The 22401-nt window shown below is 40.7% G+C and carries 25 protein-coding genes and 1 pseudogene; all 26 read right to left on the bottom strand.

What is annotated here, in order from left to right; genetic code table 11:
* Positions 1–6: 6 nt before the first annotated feature.
* The gene (gene fliH, locus GJU41_RS06755) at positions 7–765 is read right to left on the bottom strand and encodes a flagellar assembly protein FliH (RefSeq protein WP_170292733.1); all 759 of its coding nucleotides are present in this window, start codon (positions 763–765) and stop codon (positions 7–9) included.
* Positions 758–1776: pseudogene (gene fliG / locus GJU41_RS06750) on the bottom strand (flagellar motor switch protein FliG). The gene fliH and the pseudogene fliG overlap by 8 nt, the downstream one beginning before the upstream one ends.
* A gap of 13 nt (positions 1777–1789) precedes the next feature.
* The gene (gene fliF / locus GJU41_RS06745) at positions 1790–3382 is read right to left on the bottom strand and encodes a flagellar basal-body MS-ring/collar protein FliF (protein ID WP_154318196.1); all 1593 of its coding nucleotides are present in this window, start codon (positions 3380–3382) and stop codon (positions 1790–1792) included.
* Positions 3383–3463: 81 nt separating this feature from the next.
* Complete coding sequence (gene fliE, locus GJU41_RS06740) at positions 3464–3769, bottom strand: flagellar hook-basal body complex protein FliE (protein ID WP_070877246.1); 306 nt, start codon at positions 3767–3769, stop codon at positions 3464–3466.
* Between the two features lie 12 nt (positions 3770–3781).
* Positions 3782–4234 (bottom strand): flagellar basal body rod protein FlgC, encoded by a 453-nt coding sequence (gene flgC / locus GJU41_RS06735; protein WP_070877245.1) that lies wholly within the window; start codon positions 4232–4234, stop codon positions 3782–3784.
* Between the two features lie 2 nt (positions 4235–4236).
* Entirely contained in the window at positions 4237–4626 is a 390-nt protein-coding gene (flgB, locus tag GJU41_RS06730) for a flagellar basal body rod protein FlgB (protein WP_070877244.1), read from the bottom strand.
* Positions 4627–4911: 285 nt separating this feature from the next.
* Positions 4912–5691 (bottom strand): GTP-sensing pleiotropic transcriptional regulator CodY, encoded by a 780-nt coding sequence (gene codY, locus GJU41_RS06725; RefSeq protein ID WP_070877243.1) that lies wholly within the window; start codon positions 5689–5691, stop codon positions 4912–4914.
* A gap of 27 nt (positions 5692–5718) precedes the next feature.
* The gene (gene hslU / locus GJU41_RS06720; protein ID WP_070877242.1) at positions 5719–7122 is read right to left on the bottom strand and encodes an ATP-dependent protease ATPase subunit HslU; all 1404 of its coding nucleotides are present in this window, start codon (positions 7120–7122) and stop codon (positions 5719–5721) included.
* 19 nt (positions 7123–7141) lie between these two features.
* Positions 7142–7684 carry an ATP-dependent protease subunit HslV gene (hslV, locus tag GJU41_RS06715; RefSeq protein ID WP_133311073.1) on the bottom strand — a complete coding sequence of 181 codons (543 nt, stop codon included), beginning with the start codon at positions 7682–7684 and terminating at the stop codon, positions 7142–7144.
* Positions 7685–7709: 25 nt separating this feature from the next.
* Positions 7710–8618, bottom strand: a complete 909-nt coding sequence (xerC, locus tag GJU41_RS06710; RefSeq protein WP_070877240.1) for a tyrosine recombinase XerC — start codon at positions 8616–8618, stop codon at positions 7710–7712.
* A 62-nt stretch (positions 8619–8680) separates the two neighbouring features.
* On the bottom strand, positions 8681–9988 hold the full coding sequence (trmFO, locus tag GJU41_RS06705; protein WP_070877239.1) for an FADH(2)-oxidizing methylenetetrahydrofolate--tRNA-(uracil(54)-C(5))-methyltransferase TrmFO: 1308 nt from the start codon (positions 9986–9988) through the stop codon (positions 8681–8683).
* 53 nt (positions 9989–10041) lie between these two features.
* Entirely contained in the window at positions 10042–12117 is a 2076-nt protein-coding gene (gene topA / locus GJU41_RS06700) for a type I DNA topoisomerase (RefSeq protein WP_154318195.1), read from the bottom strand.
* 222 nt (positions 12118–12339) lie between these two features.
* Positions 12340–13164 (bottom strand): DNA-processing protein DprA, encoded by an 825-nt coding sequence (dprA, locus tag GJU41_RS06695; protein WP_224771365.1) that lies wholly within the window; start codon positions 13162–13164, stop codon positions 12340–12342.
* A gap of 173 nt (positions 13165–13337) precedes the next feature.
* A complete protein-coding gene (gene sucD, locus GJU41_RS06690) occupies positions 13338–14240 on the bottom strand; it encodes a succinate--CoA ligase subunit alpha (protein ID WP_070877236.1) in 903 nt (300 codons plus the stop codon).
* An 18-nt stretch (positions 14241–14258) separates the two neighbouring features.
* Positions 14259–15419, bottom strand: coding sequence for an ADP-forming succinate--CoA ligase subunit beta (sucC, locus tag GJU41_RS06685; protein WP_070877235.1), 1161 nt, complete (start codon positions 15417–15419; stop codon positions 14259–14261).
* Positions 15420–15576: 157 nt separating this feature from the next.
* A complete protein-coding gene (locus GJU41_RS06680) occupies positions 15577–15879 on the bottom strand; it encodes an EscU/YscU/HrcU family type III secretion system export apparatus switch protein (protein WP_154318193.1) in 303 nt (100 codons plus the stop codon).
* Positions 15876–17147: a hypothetical protein gene (locus GJU41_RS06675; RefSeq protein WP_154318192.1), complete on the bottom strand. Its 1272-nt coding sequence runs from the start codon at positions 17145–17147 to the stop codon at positions 15876–15878. The genes GJU41_RS06680 and GJU41_RS06675 overlap by 4 nt, the downstream gene beginning before the upstream one ends.
* 13 nt (positions 17148–17160) lie before the next feature.
* Positions 17161–17937 (bottom strand): ribonuclease HII, encoded by a 777-nt coding sequence (locus tag GJU41_RS06670; RefSeq protein WP_154318191.1) that lies wholly within the window; start codon positions 17935–17937, stop codon positions 17161–17163.
* 97 nt (positions 17938–18034) lie between these two features.
* On the bottom strand, positions 18035–18892 hold the full coding sequence (ylqF, locus tag GJU41_RS06665; protein ID WP_070877231.1) for a ribosome biogenesis GTPase YlqF: 858 nt from the start codon (positions 18890–18892) through the stop codon (positions 18035–18037).
* Between the two features lie 80 nt (positions 18893–18972).
* Positions 18973–19506, bottom strand: a complete 534-nt coding sequence (gene lepB / locus GJU41_RS06660) for a signal peptidase I (RefSeq protein WP_070877230.1) — start codon at positions 19504–19506, stop codon at positions 18973–18975.
* 132 nt (positions 19507–19638) lie between these two features.
* Complete coding sequence (gene rplS / locus GJU41_RS06655) at positions 19639–19983, bottom strand: 50S ribosomal protein L19 (RefSeq protein ID WP_029281375.1); 345 nt, start codon at positions 19981–19983, stop codon at positions 19639–19641.
* A gap of 165 nt (positions 19984–20148) precedes the next feature.
* The gene (gene trmD / locus GJU41_RS06650; RefSeq protein ID WP_070877229.1) at positions 20149–20880 is read right to left on the bottom strand and encodes a tRNA (guanosine(37)-N1)-methyltransferase TrmD; all 732 of its coding nucleotides are present in this window, start codon (positions 20878–20880) and stop codon (positions 20149–20151) included.
* The gene (gene rimM / locus GJU41_RS06645) at positions 20877–21401 is read right to left on the bottom strand and encodes a ribosome maturation factor RimM (protein WP_154318190.1); all 525 of its coding nucleotides are present in this window, start codon (positions 21399–21401) and stop codon (positions 20877–20879) included. Before rimM ends, trmD begins: the two co-directional genes overlap by 4 nt.
* A gap of 12 nt (positions 21402–21413) precedes the next feature.
* On the bottom strand, positions 21414–21794 hold the full coding sequence (locus tag GJU41_RS06640) for a YlqD family protein (RefSeq protein WP_070877227.1): 381 nt from the start codon (positions 21792–21794) through the stop codon (positions 21414–21416).
* Between the two features lie 92 nt (positions 21795–21886).
* Positions 21887–22117, bottom strand: a complete 231-nt coding sequence (locus tag GJU41_RS06635; RefSeq protein WP_133311086.1) for a KH domain-containing protein — start codon at positions 22115–22117, stop codon at positions 21887–21889.
* Between the two features lie 11 nt (positions 22118–22128).
* Complete coding sequence (gene rpsP / locus GJU41_RS06630; RefSeq protein ID WP_070877225.1) at positions 22129–22401, bottom strand: 30S ribosomal protein S16; 273 nt, start codon at positions 22399–22401, stop codon at positions 22129–22131.

Here is a 22401-nt window from a genome sequence, read left to right as displayed (position 1 = left end):
AAGTTCTCATTCCTCTCCAATCAATTCGAGCATTTGCTGCTGCAGCTGCTGAAGCTGTGCATCGATTCCAGCATCAATCTTTCCGAAAGGAGATTCAATCTGACAGCTGCCTTCAGGCAATGCTTCATCAGGAAAGATATATAATTCTGATTTAGACATAAGCATATTCTCCAATTCATTTTTCTGTTTCAATACATAACCATAATGAACAGGATGGACAAAAATTTTAATTTCAGGATACTCCCGTACTTCGTGCAAAGCTTTTTTAACTAGCTCCAAAAACCAATCAGGATGTTCATCCAGTTCAATAAAAATCAGTTTTTCGGCTAATTTAACAGCAAGATTGACAATCGTTTCTTCAGAGCTGACAATTTTGCTGATATAGTCTTCCTTCGACTGCTCAACAATTTTCCGTGCTTCTTCCAGATGGGAGCTGTACTGCCTGAAGCCTTCTTCTTTTCCGGCATCCAGACCAGCCAGGAATCCTTCTTGCCTGGCTTGTTCTCTTTGCCTCTCCCGCTCCGTTTCCCATTCCTGCTGCTCAGCCGCCATTTTGATGCGGATGCCGTCTGCTTCTGTTTTAGCGCTTTGAATAAGAGCCTCAGCTTCCTTGCTTGCCTGCTGTAAATACACGTTTGCTTTCATTGACAGTTCTGGATTTTCTATTTCATTTGATGAAGGAAGGAAGTCCGTTGTCTGTATTAAAATTGATTGTTTCGCTTCTTCCGGCTGGATGGCATGGGCCGATTTAATCAATTTAGACAATAATATCATCTCCTCCGCCCCGGGCAATGACGATTTCGCCCGCATCCTCAAGTCTGCGGATAACAGCAACAATTCGTGATTGAGCTTCTTCAACATCCCGAAGTCTTACTGGACCCATAAATTCCATTTCTTCTTTAAATGTCTCAACCATTCTCTTAGACATATTTTTATAGACAACTTCTTTTACTTCCTCGCTGGCAACTTTCAGAGAAAGCATTAAATCATCGTTCTCCACGTCGCGGATTACGCGCTGAATCGCTCTGCTGTCAAGTGTCACAATATCTTCAAACACAAACATTCTTTTCTTTATTTCCTCTGCAAGTTCCGGATCCTGAATTTCAAGAGAATCAAGAATGGTTTTTTCTGTGCTGCGGTCTACACCATTAAGCACTTCAACTACAGCTTCTACTCCGCCTGTTTGTGTATAATCCTGCGTGACAGTGGATGATAATTTCCGCTCAAGAATCTGTTCAACTTCATTAATAATTTCCGGCGATGTGCGGTCCATTTTTGCGATGCGCCTTGCGATGTCAGCCTGCTGTTCGTGCGGTAAGCCTGATAAAATCTGCCCCGATTGTACAGGGTCTAAATAAGATAAAATAAGGGCAATCGTTTGGGGATGCTCCCCCTGAATAAAATTAAATATTTGTGCAGGATCAGCTTTTCTTGCAAAATCAAAAGGTTTTACCTGCAGGGAAGAAGTCAGACTTGAATAATACTTGATGCCCGTTCTGCTCCCAAAGCTTTTTCCAGGATTTGTTTCGCGTAAGAGATGCCTCCTTGCGAAATAAATTCCTGAGCCATGGCAATTTGATGAAACTCTTCAATGATCTCTTCTTTATTTTGAGAATCTACTTTTCTGACTCCTGAGATTTCAAGAGTCAGTTTTTCGATTTCCTCTTCAGATAGATGCTTATAAACGGATGCAGCTGTATCCGGACCAAGGGAAATCAGAAGGATGGCGGCTTTTTGCTTCCCAGTAAGTCTTCCATTGTTTGCTCTTCTTACCATCACTTAAAACCTCCTATTCTTCCGTCAGCCAAGATCTGAGCAGCTTTGCAAAGTCTTCTGGTTTTTCTCTTGCCATTTTCTCTAATTGCTTTTTCCTTACAGATGTTTCGCTTTCATGTTCGGCGTTTACATCAGGCAATATGATTTTCTCTTGCACAAAAATATCTTCCTCTTCATATTCCTCGTCCGCTTTGCGGTTTTTTCTAAAAAGCAGGAAGAGCAGGATGATAATGATCAGCAAGAGAATTCCTCCTGCTGCATAAAGCCAGACTGGCAGAGACGTTTTAGTTTCATCCAGCATGTTTATTTTCCCTGCAAACGGTTGTACAGAAACGGAGATTTTCTCCCCTACCTGTTCATCTGTAAGCGGCTCTTCTGATTCATCTTTATTGATCGATGTGCGGATGATTGTCCCAAGGAGCTGTTCAATGTCATTTACACTTTCAGCAGATAATGAATTCGGATCCTCTGCTTCAGGCGGTTCCACCATGACCTGAATTCCTAAATCACGTACTTTATATGGACTCTCAACAATCTCTTTTTTCACTCGGTTTACTTCATTATTTATGCGTTCTTCGATTTTTTCGTAGTCGCCTGTTCCCGCGCCTTGAACAGCTTCGTATCCGGGTACATCATCTTCACCAGCACCCGTTACGCCGCCTTCAGGTGCGCCTTCGCCTGTGTACGTTTCGGTAATTCTTTCTACACTCACCGCAAGACCTTCCATATTTTCCTTGTCTACAGGCTCAACGATGTTTTCTTCTCTGTTTTCTTGGGTAAAGTCTAAATCAGCTGTAACAGATACAACTACTTTATCCTGCCCCATCATTGTTCCGAGCATTTTTTGAACTTGACGCTGAATATCCCTCTCAATTTTCGTTTTCAAATCATGCTGGGTGGAAATATTTTCTACAATAGGAATATTTTTATTACTTTTTAAATCAAAATACTCAAAATCTTGATCCATAATGACGATATTATCTGTAGATAAACCAGGAACGCTTTTTGAAACGAGATGGTAAAGAGCATTTACCTTAGTCTGATCAAGCTGTATTCCAGGCTTCATACTTAATACAATCGAAGCGGTAGATGTGCCATTGTCTTCATTAACAAAAACAGATTCTTTCGGAAGATTAATCATGACTTTAGCGTCATGAACTCCCTCAATGCCCTTCATTAAATTTGAAAGTTCTGTTTGGGTGGCTTTCAGTTTCAAAACATCAAATTCATTATCGGTCATCCCAAATCCAATATTTTGACCAAAGAAAGAATAATCGATCACACCGCTGTTCGGGATGCCCTCAGCCGCCAGCTCAACTTTTAGTGTGTCAACCATTTCAGAGGGCACCATGATTGTTGCACCATTGTCAGCGATTTTTGATGTAATCCCTTGAGAATCCAGCGTTTCTTTTATTTGACCCGTCTCCTGGGGTGACAGGTCCTTATAAAGCGGCACAAGATTGGGGTTTGATGATAGATAAGCACCTAGTGCAGTAAAGAGAAGCAAAGCAGCCACCCCGCCAATGATTAATCCCTTTTGAGCTTTCGTGCGTTCCGCCCATACCTGTTTTAGTTTGTTTCTAAGTTCCGTTAACTTCTGATTCATTCCTGGAAATCCCCCGATAATGACGACATGAATGCTGCATTTAGAAGTCGGCATCCATCGCTAGTTTTATACATATTTAGGTTATATTTGCATTCTCATCATTTCCTGATATGCTTCTACTGCTTTATTTCTGATTTCAATTGTTGTGAGCATGGTTACACTCGCCTTTTCAGCAGCAATCATGACATCCTGCAATTGAACATTTTTCCCTTCTGCTAAAGCAGCGGTCATTTGATCTGATTTGATCTGCATGGAATTTACTTCATTTATTGATTGATTTAAAAAATCGGAAAATGAGGTCTGCTGATTTTGCTTTGGACTTTGAACGTCTTGAGATTGACTGTCCTGTATACTCTGGGCCTGGAAGGGTGAAATGGCATTAATCATAGATCCTCAATCCTACTTTCCTAATTCTAATGTTTTCATCAGCATATCTTTAGAAGCGTTAAAAACTGTTACATTTGCTTCGTATGACCTTGTGCTGCTGATTAAATCAACCATTTCTTTTAAAGGATCAACATTCGGCAGTTCTACATATCCTTGATCATTCGCATCCGGATGTTCCGGGTCAAATACAAGTTTAAATGGAGTCAGGTCCTCTCTGATTCCAGAAACTTTTACACCTGATAAGTCACTTGACTCTTTCCCTTGCGCTCTATGTAAGTGAGATAAAAACGTATTTCCATTGGGCTCTGTCACGACCATTTTGCGGCGGTAAGGCTGCCACTCCCCATTTTCAAAAACTGCTCTTGTTGTATCGGCATTTGCCATGTTGGATGAGATGACATCCATTCGCAGTCTTTGTGCTGTCAAAGCTGAAGCAGTTGTGTTTAACTGACTGAAAATATTCATAATCAGCTTCCTCCTCTAATCACCGTTTTGAGTGAATTAAATTTACTGCTTAAACGGTCGATAAGTGCATTGTAGTAAATTTGATTTTCAGCCAAGTCTGACATTTCGCGATCTACGTCAACATTATTGCCGTTTGCCTGGTAGGATGTGTTCGCTTTGGATTTAATCAAATAGGATTCTTGTCCTGATCCGAAAGAAAGATGCCGCTGATCTGTCTTAGCAGCTTGAAGCCTGCTCACTTCAGAATCTAAGGACTGTTTGAAGGTGATTTCTTTCGATTTATAATTCGGAGTGTCAACGTTGGCAATATTTTGACTAATTACTTTTTGCTTAACTGCGGAACGATTCACAGCATTTTCAAGCGAATTGATTGTTTCAGAAAAAATTTTCATTTAGTCCCCTCACAAAATCCTTATACCTTTCGAATGGTATATTGTCGAATTATGTTAAATCTATACTGTAATTGTAAGAAATAATAGTCTTAAAGTCTATGAAGGTTTTGTAAAAAAAGGTCGGAATTTGTATCTATTTTTATTTAGGTTCTTTTTACCTAGTATTTTTACACTATTTACCACGATAATGTAATAGTCATGGGAACTTTTACACTCAAACACATAAATGAAATCGGCAAAACAAAAAAAGCACTTCAAATGAAGTGCTTTTTTGTAAACATATTGTTAATTTGTTTTTAATTTCTCAAGTTCAAATAGGAATTTATCATTTAAGACTTTAATGTATGTGCCTTTCATACCAAGAGAACGTGATTCGATTACACCCGCACTCTCAAGTTTGCGCAATGCATTAACGATAACCGAACGGGTAATTCCTACTCTGTCAGCAATTTTACTCGCAACCAGTAGGCCTTCATTGCCGTTTAGTTCTTCAAAAATGTGCTCGATTGCTTCTAACTCACTGTAAGATAATGAGCTGATCGCCATTTGAACGACTGCTTTGCTTCTTGCTTCATCTTCAATTTCTTCTGCTTTTTCGCGCAGAATTTCCATACCAACTACTGTTGCTCCATATTCTGCAAGGATTAGGTCATCATCCTCAAATTGAGCCTGCAGACGAGCTAAGATAAGTGTGCCCAGACGCTCTCCTCCGCCAATGATCGGTACAATTGTAGTCAAACCGCTTTTGAACAGTTCGCGGTTCTCCACAGGGAAAGCTGTATATTCACTGAAAACATCAAGGTTTGATGATGTTTCATTCACGTTAAACAAATTCTTAGTGTATTCTTCTGGGAATTGTCGATCTTCAAGCATTTGAATCATGCGTTCGTTTTCAATCTGCTGATTGATAGCAAATCCCAAAAGTTTGCCGCGGCGGCTGACGACGAAAATATTTGCTTCGATAACGTCGCTTAATGTTTCAGACATTTCTTTGAAATTAACTGGTTTACCTGCTGCCTTTTGAAGCATAGCATTAATTTTTCTTGTTTTTTGCAATAAAGCCATTAGTAAGTTCCTCCTGGAAATATGTAATTATAAGATAAATTGACTCAAGTCTTTGTTTTTAGCAATTTTGCTTAATTTATCCTCAACGTACTGAGGTGTAATCGCTATTTTATCTAGCGTAATTTCGGGTGCTTCAAATGAAAGATCTTCAAGGAGTCTTTCAAGAATCGTGTGAAGTCTTCTTGCCCCGATATTATCTGTGTCTTGATTGACCTGGAATGCAACTTCCGCAATCTTACGAATAGCATCGTCAGAAAATTCAAGTTGTATACCTTCTGTTTCCAATAAAGCAGTATATTGCTTAAGCAAAGCATTGTCTGGCTCAGTTAAAATCCGTACGAAGTCTTCGACGTTTAACTTTGTCAGTTCCACGCGGATTGGGAATCTTCCCTGCAGCTCTGGAATTAAATCAGAAGGTTTTGCAATATGGAATGCACCTGCAGCAATGAAAAGGACATGATCTGTTTTGACAGAACCATATTTTGTTACAACTGTTGATCCTTCAACAATTGGCAGAATATCGCGCTGAACTCCTTCTCGTGAAACATCGGCTGAAGAACCAGCTTGATTCTTCTTTGCGATTTTGTCAATTTCATCTATGAAAATGATGCCCATTTGTTCTGCGCGCATAACAGCGTCCTGTGTAACATCATCCATGTCGATCAGCTTTTGTGCTTCTTCACTAGTCAGGACCTTACGGGCGTCGCGCACTGTTAGCTTGCGTTTTTTCTTCTTTTTAGGCATAAAACTGCTTAAAGCATCCTGCATGTTCATCCCCATTTGTTCCATACCCGATCCCTGAAGCATATCAAACATGGAAGCATTCTGTTCTTCTACTTCCACTGTAACGTGATGGTCTTCAAGTTCGCCTAAAGCAAGCTGATGAGCGATTTTGCGTCTTTTTTCTTCCACAGAATGCTCTTCCGCTGAATAATCATCTTGATCCTGTGAGGTGTTGCCTTGAGCACCGCCGAAAAGCATTTCTAAAGGGTTTTTATAAGATGTTTGCTTTTTTCTGCCCGGAACTAATAATTCTACAAGTCTTCGATTGGCATTTTCTTCAGCAGCGGATTTTACTTCTGCCATTTTTTCTTCTTTGACTAAACGGACAGATGTTTCAACCAGATCTCGGACCATCGATTCAACATCGCGTCCAACATAGCCCACCTCAGTGAATTTTGTTGCTTCAACTTTAATGAAAGGAGCTCCTACAAGTTTTGCAATTCTTCTTGCTATTTCTGTCTTTCCTACACCTGTAGGTCCGATCATTAAAATGTTCTTCGGCACAACTTCATCACGGAGATTTTCTGACAGCAGGCTTCTGCGATAGCGGTTTCTTAATGCTACAGCAACTGCTTTTTTTGCGTCTTTCTGACCAACAATATACTGATCCAACCGTTCAACAATTTGTCTTGGCGTCATTTCTTTCATTTGATCATTACTCCTCACTTTATAACTCTTCTACTGTTATATTCAGATTTGTATAAACGCAAATTTCACCGGCCATCTGAAGAGCTGCTTCTGCAATTTCTTTTGCTGTCAGAGTCTCTCCGGAATATCTTTTAAGAGCTCTTCCTGCTGAAAGGGCATAATTCCCGCCAGATCCAATTGCTAAAATTCCATCATCAGGTTCAATCACTTCACCGGTACCGGAAATGAGAAGGATATCATCCTCGTTCATGACGATGAGCATAGCCTCAAGTTTGCGGAGCACCTTATCACTGCGCCATTCCTTTGCAAGCTCGACCGCTGCACGCTGGAGGTTTCCGTTGTACTCTTCAAGCTTGCCTTCAAACATTTCAAATAAAGTGAACGCATCTGCTACTGAACCGGCAAATCCTGCGATTACCTTGCCGTTAAATAGTTTTCTCACCTTTTTAGCAGTGTGTTTCATAACAACTGCATTGCCGAATGTTACTTGACCATCGCCTGCCATCGCACACTTGCCGTTGTGCTGAATCGCAAAGATGGTCGTCGCATGAAATTGAGACATACAAATACCTCCGTTATCTTTTTCTTTATGCACGCGGATGATGAGACATATAGATATTCCGCAAATGATCTTTTGTTACATGAGTATATATTTGTGTAGAAGATAAATGAGAATGACCTAAAAGCTCCTGAACACTCCTCATATCAGCCCCTTCATTCAGAAGGTGTGTTGCAAACGTATGCCTGAACATATGCGGGCTGATATTCATTGTAGATGAAGTCTTCTTAATCATTTCATTCAGAATGTGCCGGACTCCCCTTACTGTCAAAGGACCACCGCGCAGATTAACAAATAAATGATCATGATCACCGGCTTGTTTATCTTTAAGAAGAAGCTGCTTTCTGCCTGAAGATAAATATAGCTCCAAAGTGTCCTGTGCAAAGCTTCCAAAGGGAACATAGCGCTGTTTTCCGCCTTTGCCGTTTACAAGGACCGTTCCAATCTGCAAATCAAGATCGGTCAGCTTGATTTGACACAATTCGCTTACCCTAATACCTGTGCCATATAAGACTTCAAGGAGCGCCTGATTTCTCTGCCCTGCTGCAGTTGCAGAATCTGAGAGAGTAAAAAGCTGCTCAAGCTCTTTTTCATACAAGAACTGAGGGAGCCTGTGTTCTTTCTTTGGAAGAGAAACACTTGCAAAAGGATTTTCTGAAGCGATCTTTTCCCGGTTAAGAAACCTGTAAAAACTTCTTAATGAAGAAATTTTTCTTGAAATTGTTTTTCTGGCAAAATTTTTTTGATGCAGCAGAGTTAAGTATAATCTTGTATCAGAATATGTAATGAGCTGAAGATCAATCAATGATTGTTCCTTCATAAATATAAAAAAATCTTCTATATCAGCAACATAATTCACAATTGTATATTGTGAATAGTTTTTCTCAATTTGTAAATATTCTACGAACAAACTTAAAGAATTCTTAACATTTTCCATCTTAACACCTCACAAGGGCTACTAAATGTTATCACACATTCAGCAGCCCTTGCAAATGATTTCTATGATTTTTTCGAAATTTTTTGAATTGTTTCAATCGCTCTATTTGCGTATCTTTCGTAGCGTTCTTTTTTATTTTTAATACGCTCCGGAAGCTCTGCAAAAATGCCAAAATTCGCATTCATCGGCTGGAAATTGTCAGGATTTGCTGTTGTAATATATCTTGCCATGCTTCCCATTGCTGTCTCATGCGGCAGTACGAGCATTTCTTCTCCGAGAACATAATTAGCAGCATTGATGCCAGCTAATAAGCCAGAAGCAGCGGATTCTACATAGCCTTCAACGCCTGTCATTTGGCCTGCAAAGAACAGATCCTCTCTCTCTTTATACTGATAAGTCGGCTTCAGCATTTTAGGTGAATTAATGAATGTATTCCGGTGCATCACACCGTATCTGACAATCTCTGCATTCTCTAAACCTGGGATCAGCTTCAGTACTTCTTTTTGTGGCCCCCATTTTAAATGTGTCTGAAAACCGACAATGTTATAAAGGGTGCCGGCAGCATCATCCTGTCTGAGCTGAACGACCGCATGAGGTCTTTTTCCAGTCTTCGGATCTTCAAGTCCCACTGGTTTAAGCGGGCCGAAAAGCATGGTCTTTTTCCCGCGTTTTGCCATAACTTCTATCGGCATGCAGCCTTCAAAGAAAATTTCCTTTTCGAATTCTTTAAGAGGAACCGTTTCGGCTTCAACAAGCGCATCATAAAAACGATCAAACTCTTCTTCTGTCATTGGGCAGTTTAAGTATGCTGCTTCGCCCTTATCATAACGGGACTTCAAGTACACCTTGTCCATGTCGATGCTGTCTTTTTCAAGAATAGGAGCAGCAGCATCATAGAAGTAAAGATATTCTTCACCCGTAAGTGCCTTTAATTGCTCAGATAACGCTTTAGAAGTAAGCGGTCCTGTTGCAATGATTGTTGGACCAGCCGGAATTTCAGTTACTTCGTCTGTGATGACAGTTACATTAGGGTGCCCTTTCACACGATCCGTAACAAGTGCTGCAAATTCATGACGGTCAACTGCGAGTGCGCCGCCCGCTGGGACAGCACAGTCATCAGCAGATTTAATAATCACTGAATCGAACATTCTCATTTCTTCTTTCAGAACGCCGACTGCATTCGTTAATCCATTTGCACGAAGCGAGTTGCTGCAGACTAATTCTGCAAATTTATCTGTGTGGTGTGCCGGAGTCTGTTTAACCGGTCTCATTTCATAAAGGTTTACGTGGACTCCGCGACTTGCAAGCTGCCATGCAGCTTCACTGCCGGCAAGACCGGCTCCAATTACATTTACTGTTTTGTTGTTCATTTATTTAACCTCCATAAAACACATAAAGAAGGTGAGCAAGACTTCGCTCACCTTTACTTTTGCTGTTCTTCTTTATAATCACAGTTCACGCACTGTACCTGCATGCCCTTTTTGAGTTTTTTCTCAACTAGCATATTATCACACTTTGGACATGATCTTGCAATCGGTTTATCCCATGAGAGGAAGTCACATTCTGGAAACTGATCACAGCCATAGAAAATGCGGCGTTTCTTTGATTTTCTTTCGACGATATTCCCTTTTTCACACTTCGGACAAGGTACACCGATTTCTTTTACAATCGGTTTCGTATTGCGGCAGTCAGGGAAGTTCGAACATGCCATGAATTTTCCGTAGCGACCCATCTTAAACACCATCGGGTTGCCGCACTCTTCACAGTCAACGCCAGCCGGTTCATCTTTAATTTCGATTTCTTCCATTTCATTTTCAGCGACTTCCAGGCGCTTGGCAAAATCTTTATAGAAATCGTCAATGATATTAACCCATAAAACATTCCCATCTTCAATTTCATCCAGACTGTTTTCCATTTTAGCCGTGAATTCAACGTTGATGATTTCCGGGAAAAATTCCATAATCAATTCAAGGACGATCTCACCAAGCTCTGTCGGAATAAAACGTTTATTATCAAGTGCAACATAGCCCCTTTTCTGAATGGTATCAAGTGTGGGTGCGTACGTTGACGGTCTGCCTATTCCCAGTTCTTCAAGCGTTTTCACAAGTCTTGCCTCTGTATAGCGCGGAGGCGGCTGAGTAAAATGCTGAGCAGGTTCGATATCTTTAGAATACACCACATCTCCATTTTGCAGATCCGGAAGCATGCGGTCCTTCTCTTCCACTCCATCATCATTTCCTTCGACATAAACTTTCATAAACCCGGGAAATTTAATTTTGGACCCATTCGCTCTGAACATCACGTCGTTATTGTTTAAATCCACGCTCATTGTATCGAGGACGGCTGAAGCCATTTGACTTGCCACAAATCGTTCCCAGATCAATTTGTACAAACGAAGCTGATCTCGGCTTAAAAACTCTTTTAAAGAAGAAGGGTCTTTCAAAGTTGAAGTAGGACGGATCGCCTCATGGGCATCCTGTGTATTTGAATTTTTCTTCGCAGCCTTCTTTGCTGTGTTCGTAAATTCTTTTCCGTACTTCTGTTCGATGTAAGTAAATGCTTCTTGCTGAGCTGTTTCAGAAATTCTTGTAGAGTCTGTACGCATATAAGTAATCAGACCGACAGTCCCTTCTTTTCCAAGGTCCATTCCCTCGTATAACTGCTGAGCAATCATCATTGTTTTTTTCGCTCTGAAATTCAATTTGCGGGCTGCTTCCTGCTGTAATGTAGATGTAGTAAATGGTACCGCAGGATTGCGTTTTCGTTCCTTTTTCGAAACGTTTGTAACTGTAAAATTGTTGCCTTTGATTTTATTTAGCACTGCTTTAACATCATCTTCGGTTTTTAATTCCGCTTTTTTTCCATTAATCCCGAAAAATGCGCCATCGAACAGATCCTTGTCTTTTAGAAATTGACTCTCGATAGTCCAGTATTCTTCCGGAATAAACGCTTTTATTTCTTTTTCGCGGTCAATAATCAGACGAACTGCTACAGACTGAACACGGCCTGCACTTAAGCCTTTTTTAACTTTTTTCCAGAGAATCGGGCTGATTTTATAACCGACTAATCTGTCCAGAATCCGTCTAGCCTGCTGAGCATCAACTAAATCCATGTTGATCGGGCGCGGATGTTTAAATGATTCTTTTATGGCATCCTTTGTAATCTCATTGAAAACAACACGGCAGTCTGACAAAACGTCAACGTCCAGACTATGAGCCAGATGCCAGGCAATGGCTTCCCCTTCGCGATCCGGGTCAGCTGCGAGATAAACTTTTTTTGCTTTTTTTGCCGCTGTTTTTAATTCTTTAAGTACTGGCCCTTTTCCCCGAATGGTAATATATTTCGGTTCGTAATTCCCCTCAGTGTCCACGCCAATCTGACTTCTCGGAAGATCGCGGACATGCCCCATTGAAGCTTTAACTTTATATTTTTTCCCTAGATATCGTTCGATTGTTTTCGCTTTTGCCGGCGATTCAACAATCACTAAAAAATCCGACATACATGATCCTCCTTAAAGAGGTGTTCTCTCTCTTTATTTTCATACTTTCACTTTTTCAATTTATGTGTTTATCTTTTAAATGAAATGATATTCCTGCCTGCATACAAAAAGAATCGCATACATTCCATGATTTGCTTAAACAGGTTAAATCTCCACTATTATTAAATATAGTTATGCAGTTTGTCAAACAGTAAATGAACATAAGAAGGAAAATCACACTTATTATACCTGTAAAATGAGATCATTTATGATATCGCTTCCGTCTTCTGCGAGGTAGGCGCCCTGCTTAATCAGCTGATTTGCTCCTGCAGAAAAATCGTCAAAAATAGACCCTGGTACAGCAAAAACCTGTCTTCCCTGATCCAAAGCGGTGTTTGCTGTAATCAGCGAGCCGCTTTTTTCTTTTGCCTGCATGACAACTGTACCAAGACTCAAGCCGCTGATAATTCGGTTCCTTTGAGGGAAGTGCCATTTTTGAGGTTTTATATTTGGAGGATGTTCCGAAAGTACAAGTTGTTCAGTGCACATTTGTTCAAACAGAGCTTTATTTTCCTTAGGATAAAAATGATTCAGTCCCCCTGCAATAACACCGATTGTTTTCCCGTTTTCGCTTATTGCAGCACGATGAGCAAGCGCGTCTATGCCTTTTGCCAGCCCGCTTACAATCGTCCATCCATCTCTGACTAAAGGATTCACGATTTTCCGGAGCGCATTGGAGCCGTAAGTGGTTGGATTCCGTGTTCCGACAATGCTGATTATTTTTTTCATTTTTAGTCGAGTCATGTCACCTATATAAAATAGAATTGGAGGAGGGTCTGGTATTTCACGGAGCAGCTCTGGATAGTTTTCATCAAAAAGAGTGAGCATATGAAGGTTTTGTTCACTATATTGAGAGATAACTTCATGAAGGTTGAATGAGTGGAAATCCTGAAGGAATTGGGGGAGAGCTTGATCTGACAGGCGGAAAAGCTGCTGTATCTCTTGATCTGTAAGTCTATATAGAGATTTTAAGGTTGGATCGGCTTTCAGCAGGTTGAAAAAATTCATATGGCGAAAGCCCCGGCAGTGGGATAAATGAATAATTTTATGGTGAATTTCGAGCATTTTTTGTCCCTTTCTACTATTATATATAGTTTTATTAGAAAGCTTTTTAAAGCATTTTAAAATTGTGTTCAGGTAGAAAGAAGGGAATAGCATGAAACGCTATTCCCAGATCTTTTTTAATGTGTTTTACATTTTTCAAGTAAATTGTTTTCTTTTAGTGCTTCAATCAATGTTTCACCCATAACGGATGGAGTGTCAGCTACTTTGATGCCGCACTCATTCATTGTTTTGATCTTTTCAGCCGCAGTACCCTTGCCGCCTGAAATAATCGCTCCAGCATGGCCCATGCGCTTTCCAGGAGGTGCTGTTTGTCCGCCGATAAATCCTACAACTGGTTTCGTCATGTTTTCTTTAATCCATAACGCTGCTTCTTCTTCAGCAGTTCCGCCGATTTCGCCGATCATGATGACTGCATACGTGTCCTCATCTTCATTGAAAGCTTTTAAAACATCGATGAAGTTTGTGCCGTTTACAGGATCTCCGCCAATACCTACAGCTGTAGATTGACCGATGCCTGCTTGAGTAAGCTGATGAACAGCTTCGTATGTTAATGTTCCAGAACGTGATACAACCCCAACATGGCCTTTTGTATGAATATATCCTGGCATGATGCCGATTTTACATTCATCAGGTGTGATAACACCAGGGCAGTTTGGTCCCACAAGGCGTGTTTTCTTGCCTTCCATGTAACGCTTCACATTCACCATATCAAGAACCGGAATGTGCTCAGTGATGCAGATAACAAGATCAAGTTCAGCATCAACAGCTTCCATGATAGCATCTGCAGCAAATGGTGCCGGAACATAAATGACTGATGCGTTCGCACCTGTTTCTTTAACAGCATCTTCAACTGTATTAAAGACAGGAACTCCTTCTACTTCCGTGTTTCCTTTTCCCGGTGTAACTCCGCCTACTATTTTTGTGCCATACTCAAGCATTTGCTTCGTATGGAATAGAGCAGTAGATCCTGTAATTCCCTGTACAATCACTTTAGTATCTTTGTTAATAAATACGCTCATCTTAGTCCCCTGCCTTTCTTACCCTACTAAAGATACAATTTTTTGTGCGCCATCAGCCATTGATTCTGCAGATGTGATATTCAAACCGGATTCATTTAAGATATTTTTGCCAAGCTCTACGTTAGTTCCTTCTAAACGGACAACTAAAGGAATTTCAAGTCCAACTTGTTTCGTTGCCTCAACAACTCCCTGAGCGATAATGTCACATTTCATGATACCGCCGAAAATGTTGACGAAAATCCCTTTTACGTTTTGATCTGAAAGGATAATCTTAAACGCTTCTGTTACCTTCTCAGCCGTTGCACCGCCCCCAACGTCCAGGAAGTTTGCGGGATCCCCACCATAGTACTTGATGATATCCATTGTAGCCATAGCAAGTCCTGCTCCGTTAACCATACAGCCGATATTTCCATCTAATGAAATATAGCTTAAGTCATATTTAGAAGCTTCGATTTCTTTCGCATCTTCTTCGTCAAGATCACGGTATTCAAGAATATCTTTTCTGCGGTAAAGGGCATTTGCGTCAAAGTTTAATTTTGCATCAAGCGCCATTACTTTTCCGTCTCCTGTTACAACAAGAGGATTGATTTCTGCAATCGAACAGTCTTTTTCAGTGAATGCTTTGTACAGGCTCATCATGAATTTAACAGCCTGTCCCACTAATTCTTTTTGAATATTAATATTAAAAGCAATTCTGCGGGCCTGGTAAGCTTGTAAACCTACAGCAGGATCGATTACTTCTTTGAAAATCTTTTCAGGAGTCGCTTCTGCAACTTCTTCAATTTCCGTTCCGCCTTCTTCAGATGCCATTAAGACAACACGTGAAGTTGCACGGTCTAGTACAAGTCCGATATAGTATTCTTTCTTAATATCGCAGCCTTCTTCAATCAGTAAGCGTTTTACTTCTTTGCCTTCCGGACCTGTCTGGTGAGTAACCAGCGTTTTGCCTAAAATTTCTTTCGCATAAGTTTCTACTTCTTCAATATTCTTTGCAACTTTTACCCCGCCAGCTTTACCGCGGCCGCCCGCATGGATCTGAGCTTTTACGACAACTACTTCAGTACCTAATTCTTTTGCTGCTGACACAGCTTCTTCAACTGTGAAGGCAACTTTGCCGTTTGGTACTGCTACTCCATATTTTCTAAGGATTTCTTTTCCTTGATACTCATGGATATTCATTTCCCATCCTCCTAACTTATGTACGAAAAAAATAGACTGCGCTTTCATTTTATAAAATAGTTGATTCCTTGTCTACTATTCTGCAGAAATTCGTCGAATCCTTCATTTTTTTCAAACTTTTTCACAAAAATTATTTTTCTAGTAATATAAAATATTATCAATCTCTGCATTTATCGTTCGTTTGCTTCGTTTCGGCTTCTTTATCCACCTGATAAAGAAATGAAAAAATTTCAGCGACTGTCTGATAAAGTTCTTCCGGAATCTGCTCGTTCACTTCCATCTTATGGAGAACTTCGATTAATGAAGGGTCCTTTTGAACTGGTACATCATTAAGTTTCGCAGCTTCAATAATCGTGTCAGCCAGATGCCCTTTGCCTTTAGCAGTGACACGGGGAGCAGCATCCTTTTTATCTTGATACCTGAGTGCTGCCGCTTTCTTTTGCTTATTTTCTTTTTTCATATTTTCAGATCCACTTCCTGCACTGCACGATGATTACGGTACATGACCCTGTTCATAAATTGAGAATGATGATCTTCAGCTTCTTTAAACTGTTCAATTTTGATTAAACTCACTGAATAATGATGCTGCTGCAATTTTTGTTTTAACGCATCTGCATGTTTGCGTAAGAGCGAATGAAACGGCAAAGACTGATTATAAATCGTGACGTTCATAATGCGGTTTTGAATATGTAAATCAATCATAATGTCTTTAAGAACATTCATATTTAAGTAAAAAAGGATCCGGCAATAATCCGGGTCAATTTCTCCCTTATCATTCTTTCTGCCCGTCCATTCGATGTTCAGGTCAGATTGAAAATCCCCATAATGAAGCGGTATCTGCATGAAGTGGTTTTGAGTGAATCCTTGGTCAGCACTTAACAAAGTTTGTCCGTTCAGCTTTGAAAGCAGCTGATCGATTTTTTCTTTTACAGCCGGATCAGACTGTTTGAGACTTGCAGACAGCAATAGAAGCTTCAGATTCTCCTCTTGCCGGATAGAATCAGCACCTTTTGCAAGCTGCTGTAAAATGGAAATTTCCGCCTTTATTCCAGCCTTCTTTTGAAAGAAAGATAATACTCCGGCCAGGGCGTCAGCATTTTTTTCGGTATCCCGAGCGATTATGGAGCCAATTTGAGTCTTAAGGGCTTCTTCAGTCTCCAGTACACTGTGAAGCTGTTTTAATTGATCATAGAGGGTTTCCCTGCTTTGCACATCAAAAAGGGCATTTAAGACCGCTGCAGACAGAGGAATGTTATTTTTCAAAGCGAATGATATGGACGCCATCAGTGTTGCCGGATCTCGTCTTCCTGTTTCAGCAGCATGCTTCAATGTCTGCTGCAGCTCTGTTCGCTTGATTCCAGGGTGCTCCTGCAGCAGCTGATGCATGAAATCAACATTCTCTTTAGTACGGGGAACATTAGCTTGCTTTAAAAGATTCAGGATAAATGCCGGTGCATCTGAATGCTTTCCGGACATCTCTGCAAACGACCGCATTTTCAGCTGAATGGCATCGTTCTCTTTACTGGATTTCACCTCAAACCAATAGCTGCCTGAAGAAGGAAAACTGCTGTCGATCCTTGCATGAAGTTTAGTTTCTCCAATTTGTATAACAGCTCGATCCCCCTTTTTATCAAGGATTTTCCCATAAACGATATCATTCTTCCTGAAACCAGGCATTTCTTCTTTTTGACTGAATACCTGAGGTTTACCAGTAATGATAGGATCCATTAGCGCTGCCCCCTTATTTAATGAGTGCCATTTCTTTCACTGGAGAAAAACTCTTGCGGTGATAATCAGTTATCCCATCCCTATTTAAAGCTTCAAGATGCAGTTTTGTACCATATCCCATATTTTGATCGAAGCCATACTGCGGAAATGTTTCTGCCAGCTTTTTCATGATTCGATCTCTCGTTACCTTTGCCACGACAGAGGCCGCAGCGATGCTCACGCTTCTTGCATCCCCTTTTATCAATGATTCTTGAGGGATTGGGAGGGCAAGCTCCATCGCATCAATAAGCATGTACTCAGGGCTCACAGCGAGCTCATCAACAGCCTTCAGCATCGCCGCTTTTGTAGCCTGATAGATGTTCAGCTCATCAATTTGCGCAGGTGAAATAATGCCGACTCCATAAGCAACAGCCTCACTCAGAATGGTCTCGTAAAAAAGGTCTCTTTTTTCTGCAGACAATTTTTTGGAATCAGTTAACCCCGGCAGATAAAATTCTTCAGGCAGGATAACTGCTGCAGCCACAACAGGGCCTGCGAGAGGTCCTCTTCCGACTTCATCAATTCCGCATATGTATTTATATCCCTTGTCTCTTGCCTGACGCTCAAATGTCATCATGTCTTCAAACATCTGCATATCTTTTTTCTTCTGTTCAAACTTGCGCATCCATTTATTGACGAGTGCTTGTACACTTTTTCGTTCATCTTTTATGCATTCGAGTAAAAATGGGTCATCTGAATGCTGTACTTGAATCAATTTTTGCCTGATTTGATCAGTTGATTGCTTTTTCATAGATATCACTGCCTTTATTTATCAATATGTACGGACTAAAAGAGCCTAACCTTTTACAAAAAAAATAAAGACGCGCCATTTAGCGAGTCTTCTTTTCTTATTGCTGAATGCTTTCTGTCGTTTCAAAGCTCAGGCGTCCAAGCTTTTCAGAACGGATTTCTCTCAGAAGAAGCTCGGAGGTTTTATCATAGTCCACCCATCCGCCTGACATGATGCATCCTCTTTTTTTCGCTACAGCATCAAAAAGCTCTACACGATCTTCAGGAATTTCTTCAAGTGCATATCTTTCTTTAAGCCGGTGCGGATACTTTTCCCCCAAAAATCCCAATGCATAAAAAGCAACTTCCTGGAGATTTAAGATAGCATCTTTTATGGCACCTGTAGTTGCAAGCTTGAGCCCGACAAGCTCATCTTCAAATTTAGGCCATAGAATCCCTGGAGTATCAAGCAGTTCAAGCTCTTTGCCTACTTTCACCCACTGCTGCGCAGTAGTAACACCCGGACGGTCTCCGGTTTTTGCCATATTCTTTTTTGCCAGACGGTTAATAAGCGTCGACTTTCCTACATTTGGAATGCCGATAATCAATGCGCGAATCGCTCTTGGTTTAACTCCTCTTGCAGCCAGTCTGTCAAACTTTTCTTTCAGGACTTCTTTTGACATCGAAACAATCTGCTTCATGCCTGTACCCGTTTTAGCATCAATCGGCAATGCGTGAATGCCCTGCTCTTTGAAATAGGCAAGCCATTGCTGGGTCGCCTTCGGATCAGCCATATCTGCTTTATTCAGCAGCACAATTCTCGGTTTACTTGAAATAATCTCATCGATCATCGGGTTCCTTGATGAAACTGGAATTCTCGCATCGACAAGTTCAAATACGATATCTATTAACTTTAATTTTTCGGTTACTTGACGTCTTGCTTTGGCCATGTGGCCGGGAAACCATTGGATAGTCATTCTTTACACCTGCTTTATTTCTTTACTCATTCGCATGTTTTCTGTGCACTTGCTGAGAAACATAGACTGCGAAAAGAGCATTACTTAACAAATCGAATATCATTTAATGGCCAGTAGATCAGGCTGGTTTGTCCCATAACCTCATCTTTGGGCACCGGGCCGATATGGCGGCTGTCTTTGCTGTACCTGCGGTTATCCCCCATTACAAACAACTGGCCTTCCGGAACTTCTTCTACTGTAAACGGTTCTGTTAAAGGTCCGTCAATCAGCGTATTTTTATACTCATCTAAATAAGGCTCAGCGTAGGCTTTTCCGTTAATGTAGAGCGTATCATCACGGTATTCTACACGGTCACCCGGAAGTCCGATGACTCTTTTGATGTAATCCTTTTCCTCTGTTGCATGAAACACGACAATATCAAACCGTTCCGGTTCACCTATTTTGTAGCCAATCTTATTAACGATCATACGGTCCTGATCGTGCAGAGTAGGCATCATGGACAAGCCATCCACAACAATTGGCGCAAATAAGAAAAAACGGATAACAGCTGCGAGTATTACTGCAATAGCGAGTGCTTTAATCCATTCGAACAACTCGCTCTTTTTTCGGGTCATCTTTTTAGTTCACCTTCTCATACACGTTTTTGTCATGAATCTTTTATAGTCGGGCTGCGCAGAGCCATTGTTTGTTTACATTAAGAAAAAAGGGCTTGTTCAAAGTAGACAAGCCCTTTTAGGTACGATCGATTATCGAATTTCTTTAATACGAGCCGCTTTACCGCGTAGTTCGCGCAAGTAGTAAAGTTTCGCACGGCGTACTTTACCGCGACGGATAACTTCTAACTGTGCGATTTTAGGTGTGTGAACTGGGAATGTACGCTCAACGCCTACCCCATAAGAAATTTTGCGAACTGTGAAAGTTTCGCTGATTCCACCACCACGACGCTTAATGACAACACCTTCAAAAATCTGAATACGCTCACGAGTTCCCTCAACAACTTTAACGTGTACACGTACAGTGTCTCCAGGACGGAAAGCAGGAAGATCAGATCTTAATTGTTCTTTAGTGATATCTTCAATTAGTTTTTGCATCGTTTTCAACTCCTTCCAACAGATGCTCATTACAAAATAAATCATGCAGCGGAACACCGTTTTAGTGTGACGAGCGCCAAATGCCTTTCAAGGAAAAACACTTTATAGGCAACCAAATCACAAGAAACATCATATCATATCGAAACAGCTCACGCAATACTGCATTTAACCTTTTTTAAATTCTTCTATCCACTTTTTCTGCTTGTCTGATAAATCGAAGGAGCTGAGCAAATCAGGTCTTCTGTTAAACGTCCTTCGCAGCGATTCTTTTTCCCGCCATTCATCAATTTTAGCGTGATTGCCGGAGATTAATACATCCGGAACCTTCATGCCGCGGAATTCAGATGGACGAGTGTAGTGAGGATGCTCCAGGAGCCCTGTACTGAAGGAATCAAGCATTGGAGAGTCCTCATTGCCCAAAACGTCCGGAAGCAGCCTGACGACGCTGTCTGCAATAACCATCGAAGCTAATTCACCGCCAGTAAGGATAAAATCTCCAATCGAAATTTCATCCGTTACTAAATGCTCTCTGATTCTCTCATCATATCCTTCATAATGTCCGCAGATAAAAACCAAATGCTCTTCCTTTGCAAGTTCCTCTGCTTTTCTCTGGGTATACGTTTCACCCTGAGGGCATACGAGAATAATTTTAGGAGCAGATCCGCTTTCTTTTTGAATATCCTCTACAGCATCGAATATTGGCTGCGGCTTCAAAACCATGCCCGCTCCTCCGCCATATGGATAGTCATCCACAATTGAGTGTTTATGGTCAGAGTAATCTCTGAAATTGGTTACTTTAAAGCTGACGGCACCTTTTTCTTCCGCTTTTTTCAAAATGGAATTGCCGATCACTCCATGAAACATTTCCGGAAAGAGAGTTAAAAAGTCAATTCTCATTCGTCAATTAGTCCTTCCATTAGTGAAATAACAATGCGCTTTTCTTCTACATCAATCTCCTTAACAACATCATCAATGAAAGGAATTAAGGCATCCTTTTTGTTTTTTCTTTTGACAATCCATACGTCGTTGGCCCCTGTTTCGAGAATTTCTTTAATCGTTCCAATTTCTTCTCCTTCGTCCGTTAAAACCGTACAGCCGATAATTTCGTGAAAATAGTACTCACCTTCATCAAGATCTGTTAACTGGCTTTCAGGGACTTTAATAAGAGAATTTTTAAATTTCTCGACATCATTGATAGAACCATGTCCTTCAAATGTAAGGAGATCGAATGTTTTATGAAAACGATGTGTTTTAATTTTTACTTCTACAGGCTCTTTCTGTTCATTTTGAAAGAGATAGAGAACATTTCCTGTCTGATAGCGTTCTTCAGGAAAATCCGTCGTCGATAAAACTCTGACTTCTCCTTTTACACCATGAGTATTTACGATTTTCCCTACATTAAACCATTTTTCTGCCATTCCTATTCACCTCTAGCGTATTTCGACTACTATTCCATCTTTAATCACAATTGTCTTTTCTTTTATTAGATCATCCCAGCGGTCCCCGACTTGAACCTCCAGGATGGCATTCATCTCTTTTTCTTTCATTTCGCTTCCAAGCGGCAGAGTATGTAATTGCTGTATTTGAAAGTCGGCTATTTTTATTTTATCCATCCGCTTTGATATTTCCCGCTGATATTGTTTGCGCATTTCTTCTGTCTGATTCGTTTTTTCTTTTTTCTTCAGCTGAAAAGAAAGCTGATCAATTTCCCGTTCCAGCTGCTGTTTGGTTTGCATGAAATGATTTAAAAGCTGTTCCCTGCTCGTTTCTGTCAATATTTGTTTGACCATAACTGTCTGGAAGATTTCCATCGCCATTCCTCCGGTAACCTATTCTAAAAACAGCATTTCTTTATCACTTTCATTGTACAAAAAAAAGGGAGGTTATACCTCCCCTTTTTTGCTTAATCATTAATTTCCAACTGGACTCTTTTTTTAGAGTTAGATCCTGCTGCGTATACAACAGTCCGAATCGCTTTCGCTATCCGGCCGTGTTTTCCAATCACCTTGCCGATATCATCTTGATGTAAGGTTAATTCGTAGACAATTTGATGTTCACGTTCATTTTCTACAACAGACACATCTTCAGGATGGTCAACAAGCGGCTTCACGATCGACTCGATTAACTCTTTCATCGAATCAGCCCTTACTTGCTGTGTTTAGCGTTATGGAATTTTTCCATAATGCCTTGGTTTGAGAACAAGTTGCGAACTGTGTCAGATGGTTTTGCACCATTTTGCATCCATTTAAGAGCAAGCTCTTCGTTGATGTCAACGATTGCCGGGTTAGCAACTGGATTGTAAGTTCCAACTGTTTCGATGAAACGTCCATCACGTGGTGAACGAGAATCTGCAACTACGATACGATAGAAAGGAGATTTGTTAGCTCCCATGCGTTTTAAACGAATTTTTACTGCCAT

Source organism: Metabacillus idriensis (assembly GCF_009674765.1).
In the GTDB taxonomy this organism is placed as follows: Bacteria; Bacillota; Bacilli; order Bacillales; family Bacillaceae; genus Bacillus_P; species Bacillus_P idriensis.
Note: the sequence above shows the minus strand (reverse complement) of the source record. Positions and strands in the feature narration are given on the sequence as shown.